The sequence below is a fragment of the Anaerovibrio sp. genome (genome assembly GCF_024697385.1).
Taxonomy (GTDB): Bacteria; Bacillota; Negativicutes; order Selenomonadales; family Selenomonadaceae; genus Anaerovibrio.
In genome coordinates this window covers 1-5,835 of sequence record NZ_JAILFV010000127.1, presented here as the reverse complement: position 1 = coordinate 5,835, position 5,835 = coordinate 1, and the positions used below count along the sequence as shown (strand labels likewise).

8 protein-coding genes are annotated in these 5,835 nt (G+C 46.7%); all 8 read left to right on the top strand.

Annotated elements, in window-relative coordinates; translation table 11 throughout:
- Positions 1 to 235: 235 nt before the first annotated feature.
- Positions 236 to 853 (top strand): MotA/TolQ/ExbB proton channel family protein, encoded by a 618-nt coding sequence (locus tag K6C05_RS07425; protein ID WP_296733151.1) that lies wholly within the window; start codon positions 236 to 238, stop codon positions 851 to 853.
- A gap of 11 nt (positions 854 to 864) precedes the next feature.
- A complete protein-coding gene (locus tag K6C05_RS07420; protein WP_296733148.1) occupies positions 865 to 1,263 on the top strand; it encodes a biopolymer transporter ExbD in 399 nt (132 codons plus the stop codon).
- Between the two features lie 12 nt (positions 1,264 to 1,275).
- Positions 1,276 to 2,133, top strand: a complete 858-nt coding sequence (locus tag K6C05_RS07415) for a TonB family protein (protein WP_296733146.1) — start codon at positions 1,276 to 1,278, stop codon at positions 2,131 to 2,133.
- A 30-nt stretch (positions 2,134 to 2,163) separates the two neighbouring features.
- The gene (locus K6C05_RS07410; protein WP_296733145.1) at positions 2,164 to 3,180 is read left to right on the top strand and encodes an iron ABC transporter permease; all 1,017 of its coding nucleotides are present in this window, start codon (positions 2,164 to 2,166) and stop codon (positions 3,178 to 3,180) included.
- A complete protein-coding gene (locus tag K6C05_RS07405) occupies positions 3,177 to 3,977 on the top strand; it encodes an ABC transporter ATP-binding protein (RefSeq protein ID WP_296733143.1) in 801 nt (266 codons plus the stop codon). Before K6C05_RS07410 ends, K6C05_RS07405 begins: the two co-directional genes overlap by 4 nt.
- Positions 3,977 to 4,762: an ABC transporter ATP-binding protein gene (locus K6C05_RS07400; protein WP_296733141.1), complete on the top strand. Its 786-nt coding sequence runs from the start codon at positions 3,977 to 3,979 to the stop codon at positions 4,760 to 4,762. The genes K6C05_RS07405 and K6C05_RS07400 overlap by 1 nt, the downstream gene beginning before the upstream one ends.
- Complete coding sequence (locus K6C05_RS07395; RefSeq protein ID WP_296733138.1) at positions 4,740 to 5,480, top strand: ABC transporter permease; 741 nt, start codon at positions 4,740 to 4,742, stop codon at positions 5,478 to 5,480. The genes K6C05_RS07400 and K6C05_RS07395 overlap by 23 nt, the downstream gene beginning before the upstream one ends.
- Before the next feature lie 25 nt (positions 5,481 to 5,505).
- On the top strand, positions 5,506 to 5,835 hold a 330-nt coding region (locus tag K6C05_RS07390; protein WP_296733137.1), incomplete at its 3' end, for a flavodoxin family protein.

Genomic DNA, 5,835 nt, shown 5'->3' with positions numbered 1-5,835 from the left:
CGAGCTTTAAGATGTCCCCTTCCTCTTTAGGTGGGGGAAAACAAACTACAACAGCTGGCGAGCATATCTCCCAGCTCGTTGAAACGCTAATTGGAAGATTTTTCTTCTAAAGAAGAAAAATTTGAACAATGGCGTTATAATTTAAAAACCAGTGGTTTGATAGCCAGCCTGAAATTTGAGTTTTGATGCTGGCTATTTTGTTTTAATGGTATTTCAGGTGCAAAGGGGCGTTATTATGGAATTTCTGGGAACGATAATTCATTGGTTTATGCGTGGTGGGATGGTAATGTACTTTTTATTGGCTGCATCGATTTTATCTGTGGCGATTATCATTGAACGGCTGAAATATTACAGCAGCAAAGCCATCAATATTGAAAAATATTGCAGTGAGTTGACGGAAAAGCTGGAAAATGACAGCCTGGATGAGCTGCTGGACAATTACAAGGACAAGAGCAGGGCAGCGGATATAATGGTTACCGCGGGCATTAGGGCAGCAAAGGGAAAGCGTAATGTAGAAGCTGCCATGGAATCGGCCGCCCAGCTGGAAGCAGCGAAGCTGAAAAAAGGCCTGCCGGTTTTAAGCATGCTGGTGACATTGGCACCGATACTTGGCCTTATGGGAACAGTTATTGGCATGATACAGTCCTTTAGCGTTTTTAATATTCAGCAGGGAGCTCCAATGGCTATTACAGGCGGCGTTGGTGAAGCCCTTATAGCGACGGCATCCGGCCTGGCCGTAGCTGTTATAGCTCTTCTGGGGCATAGCTTTTTCAGCTACAGCCTGGACAATATTCTGACAAAACTTGAGCAGATATCATCCCTGGTAATGGAGTATGTTCCAGTGAAGCAATAAGGAGGCCTATTATGAAATTAACCAGTACCAGAATAGAAAAATCACCGGAAATCATGATAATTCCAATGATTGATATAATCTTTTTCCTTTTGGTATTTTTCATGTTGAGTACTCTTTACATGACAGACCAGAAAACCATTCAGATCAATCTTCCCAAGGCTGCCAGTGCCCAAACTGATGTGGTCAAAAGCCTGCAGGTAACTGTAGCCAAGGATGGACAGCTTTTCCTGGGCACAGACCCAATGGATTTGGATAATCTGAAAAATACGGTAAAGCGTGAGACTGCCATGGGGGAGATTTCCATGGTACTTCGTGCCGATGGAGATGTAGACTATTCAAAATTTATAGGTGTTTTGGATGAAATGAAAAAATGTGGTGTGAAGAAGATTTCTTTGGCTGCCAAATCATAAGGAGCAAAAACTATGGGCGCATTTGTACTAAAAAAGATAACATGTCCGGTACCACTGTCCTGTATTATCCATCTGGTGGCATTTATAGTGCTGGCAGCCGTCGGTGGCTTGTATGGCCTGCAGGACGAACCGGTTTCTTCGGATACCACCATTGAACTGGAACCTGTGATTCAGGAAATAACTCTTGAGGAAGCCATACAGATGGCCAAGGAAAGGCCTGTGCCTGAAGCTATGGATATACCGGATATAAACCCTGTGGAAGGGGTAGCGGTGGGCGAGACTTCGGCCCAGGAAAAAGCCTCATCAGTATTGGATGCAGTTCAGAAAGTGGCAGTAGCTGTAGGCGGTGAAGAAGCTGCAGCAGCCTTGGAACAAACCATAGCACCTGAGATAGCCGGTGCACCGGCATTGCTTCCGGTTGAGGCTGCAGCTCCAGGCGGTGATGGTGCATTGGCAGCAGGCTCCGGGAATGAAAGGGTTTCAGCAGGGGGCGGTGCCTCCGGCAATACAGCTGGCACAGGTGACATAAGCTCCTTGGGGATTGGGGCTGCAGGCAGTGCTACCACACCTGTTCAAGGAGCACCATCAGGTGAGAGTGAAGGTAATATTGCAGACCGTTTTGCAGCCAGGGTAGACAGTAACAAGAAGTATCCGCACATGGCCATGAAAAGAAATCAACAGGGGGTTGTCAGGGTATATGCGACTATTGCCAGCGATGGCAGCCTGCTTGACAGTGGGGTAGTTTCCTCATCAGGTGTGGCAAGCCTTGATAAGGCTGCTGTAAAAGCTGTGGAGAAATCATGTCCATTTGCACACAAGGCGGGGCATACTGTCAATATTACTATCCCAATACATTTTACATTGACTTGACAGAAGGAGGCCATAGAGGAGTTGGATTCATTGGCAAGTGAAAGTGCAGTTTTAAGGCATCCCCGTGCCTTAAAGCGTAGGGCAGCAATTTGGGGTGGCCTCGTTTTTTTGGTGGCTGCCCTTATTTTGGGGGCATCATCAGGTATAATTTCCCTTTCCTGGACAGAAGTGCGGGAAGGCATAATGGGAGGAGTTCAATCCGATAATTATCGTGTGGTATATCTGATAAGGACACCAAGGGTTTTATGTGGAGCCCTGGCAGGATTAAATTTGGCCTTGTCCGGCTGTATTCTTCAGGGAATTCTCAGAAATCCCCTGGCTGATCCGGGAATTATCGGCGTCACTGCAGGTGCTGGTTTATTTGCCATGTTTGTAATGATTATTCTCCCGGAAATGACAACATTGGTTCCAATTGCTGCTTTTATGGGAGCTATACTCTCGGTATCAATAGTATTTGCCCTGAGTTGGGACAGAGGCATACAGCCCTTGCGTATGATTTTGGCCGGGGTGGCAGTGGCGACCTTTTTTGGCGGGGCCCAGACAGCCCTTATGGTGTTTTATTCTGATAAGATTCAGGGAACTATTAACTGGATGGCCGGGGGCTTTCAGGGAGCTTCCTGGACCCATGTAACCATGATTTTGCCCTATTCGCTCATAGGGCTTGCCGTGGTGTTTTTGGCGAGCCGTTGGCTCAATGCCCTGCAGTTGGGGGAAGAAACGGCCAGAAGCATAGGTGTAAATGTTGAAAGGGTAAGGCTGGTGCTGCTGGTTATTGCAGCTGTTTTGGCTGCATCCGCAGTGAGTGTGGCAGGTATGCTGGGGTTTGTTGGCCTTGTAGTACCACATATGGTACGATTAGTAACAGGGGTGGATTTTGATTACCTGTTGCCTGCCTCAGCCATATGGGGGGCTTCCTTTATCGTGATAACTGATACGGTGGCAAGGACTGTTGCGGCTCCTGTTGAAATACCTGTAGGTGTATTTATGTCCTTTTTGGGAGCGCCATTCTTCCTTTACTTGCTGAAGAAAGGAATGAAGCAACAATGATGCTGGAAGCAAAAAATTTAAATGTCGGGTATGGCAGCAGACTTATTGTCAAAAATATCAATTTATCGGTTGCCTCTTCTGATATAATATCTATTATCGGACCAAACGGTTCCGGCAAATCCACCTTGCTCAGGGCCCTAGCCAGATTGCTTCCTGTGGCTTCAGGGGAGATAAGGCTTTCCGGTGAGGATATTAACAAAAAAAATGAAAAAGAAATAGCGAAGCTGATGGCCTTTATGCCACAAAGCACTGATTTTCCAGGGGACATTACGGTTAGGGAGCTGGTTTCCCTGGGGCGGATGCCCTATCGGGGGTTTCTGGATGAGTTTGGTGAAAGGGATTTTCAGGCCATAAACAGGGCCCTGGAGCTGACCAATATGACGATTTATCAGCACAGGTCGGTCCTGGCCCTTTCAGGGGGCGAAAGACAGAGGGCTAGGCTGGCATTGGCATTGGCCCAGGAACCCCAGCTGTTGATGCTGGATGAACCAACGACATACCTGGATATCCGTCACCAGCTGGAATTAATGATGCTTATACACCAGCTGCATGATGATTTGGGACTGACTGTAATCATGGTCCTGCATGATCTCAATCATGCCGCCAGGTTCAGCAACCGCATTGTGGCCATCAAGGATGGGGCCATCCTTGCCGATGGAAATGTGAACAGGGTATTTTCAGAGGATAACATCAAAACCCTATATGGGGTTGAGAATACAATCCTTACATTGGAGGAAGGTGGCCAAAAGCATCTTGTCTGTTTGCCCCACGATCTTGTAAGGAGAACAGGTAATTAATGGATCAGGAAAAGATTAATGCAATAGATATAATAAATGTTCATTGTCAGGCCAAGGGCAAGGAAATCCTGCATGGCATAAGCTTTTCAGTAAAAATGGGTGAAGTCATGGGGCTTTTGGGCCCAAATGGTGCCGGAAAAACAAGCCTTATCAAGCTTATTTGCGGCCTTGGCCCGTGCAGTCATGGAGAAATAAACCTTATGGGGATGCCGGCAGGGATGGATAGGGATGTGACCGTTAAAGCCCTGGTGGGCCTGGTACCACAGGTAAACAATATAGAGCCGGAGCTGACCGTCAGGGAAAGCATGATATGTTATGCTGAGCTTTATGGAGTCCCCCAGGCGAAACAGCGGGTGGCAGAAATGCTGGACCGCTTTGATATGCTGTCATGGGCCGATAAAAGGCCGGAGCAGATTTCAGGGGGGATGCACAGGCGGGCCATGATTGCCAGGGCGGCACTGCCCGACCCGGAAATACTTATATTGGATGAACCCAGTGTGGGACTGGACCCGGAGCTTAGGCAGGGAATCTGGCAGCAGATTGAAAACCTGAAAAAAATGGGGAAAACCATCTTGATAACTACCCATTACATGGAGGAAGCAGATCATTTATGCGACAGAATTGCCATGATAAAAGAAGGTAAGCTGATATTGGTTGATACTGCCCAGGGGATAAAGGATTATGCGGCTGGCAGGCATACGCTGGGACTGACCCTGGAGGAAGCATATCTGGAGCTGGTAACACAGAAGGGAGCTGAAGCTGATGGGCTGGGTTCCTGTTTATAAGCGGGAAATGCTGATGCTGATTCATAGAATCGGCGGCATGGGATATTTTATTACCGGGCTGCTGTTCCCCATGATTTATCTGCTGGCCTTTGGCTGGGGATTGGGAAGTTCAGTAGACATAGCAGGGGGATATATTGCATATCTGGCAAAGGGAATGCTGGCAATTTCAGTTATGATGAACAGCTTTCAGCAGACTGTCATAGCAATCAGTGCGGCCAGGTTTTATCATAAGACATTTCAGACATTGAAAATGAGTCCGGTGAGCAATAGCAATATAGCCTTTGGCATGGCCATGGCCGGAGTGACCAGAGGTGTGGTGGCAGGTATTATAATTTATGTGACCTCCCTATTGTTTTTTGGAGTGGAGGTTATGAGCACCCAGGGGGCTGTTGGCCTTGTCCTGACAGCCATGTGTTTTTCTTCCTTTGGAATAGCCGTGGGGATGTTTATCAATGGTCAGGAGCAGTTTTCCATAGTGAATAATTTTATAATTACTCCCATGACCTTTTTTTGCGGATCATTTTTCCCTATTGCAAATCTGCCGGATATTGTATATAGACTGGTGCAGTATCTTCCGCTGAGCCTGACCAACGGGTTGCTGAGGATGTATCAATGGGATTTTGCAGCAGTGGAAAGTGCCTGTTTATTGTTGGTTATAACGCTGGCGGTTTATTTTTGGAGTATAAATCGTATCAGGCATTATAACGAATTTAAATAAATAATTGTTTTTTAGGAGGAGCAAAATGAAAAGTATTGTGGTAGTATCAAGTCTTACGGGGAATACACTCAAGGTGGCAGGTGAAGTAGCCTATGCCCTGGATGAAAAGCAGGAAGCTTTCAAGGTAGAGGAGAATCCTGATGTTTCCGATTATGACCTGGTGGTCGTTGGGGCTTGGATTGATAAGGGCTCTGCCGATAAAAAGGCAGCGGAATTCATAAAGAAAATTCGCAACAAGAAGGTTGCCATATTTGCTACCTTGGGCGCATATGCAGATTCTGATCATGCAAAAAAATGTATTGATAATATAACTGCACTTTTTGATGACAGCTGTGAGGTGGTTGGATCCTTTATC

Bases quoted from the DNA above. Each gene is read 5' to 3' on its own strand.
- K6C05_RS07420 (WP_296733148.1), top strand. From the start codon at position 865: ATGAAATTAACCAGTACCAGAATAGAAAAATCACCGGAAATCATGATA.
- K6C05_RS07415 (WP_296733146.1), top strand. From the start codon at position 1,276: ATGGGCGCATTTGTACTAAAAAAGATAACATGTCCGGTACCACTGTCC.
- K6C05_RS07425 (WP_296733151.1), top strand. From the start codon at position 236: ATGGAATTTCTGGGAACGATAATTCATTGGTTTATGCGTGGTGGGATG.
- K6C05_RS07395 (WP_296733138.1), top strand. From the start codon at position 4,740: ATGGGCTGGGTTCCTGTTTATAAGCGGGAAATGCTGATGCTGATTCAT.
- K6C05_RS07400 (WP_296733141.1), top strand. From the start codon at position 3,977: ATGGATCAGGAAAAGATTAATGCAATAGATATAATAAATGTTCATTGT.
- K6C05_RS07405 (WP_296733143.1), top strand. From the start codon at position 3,177: ATGATGCTGGAAGCAAAAAATTTAAATGTCGGGTATGGCAGCAGACTT.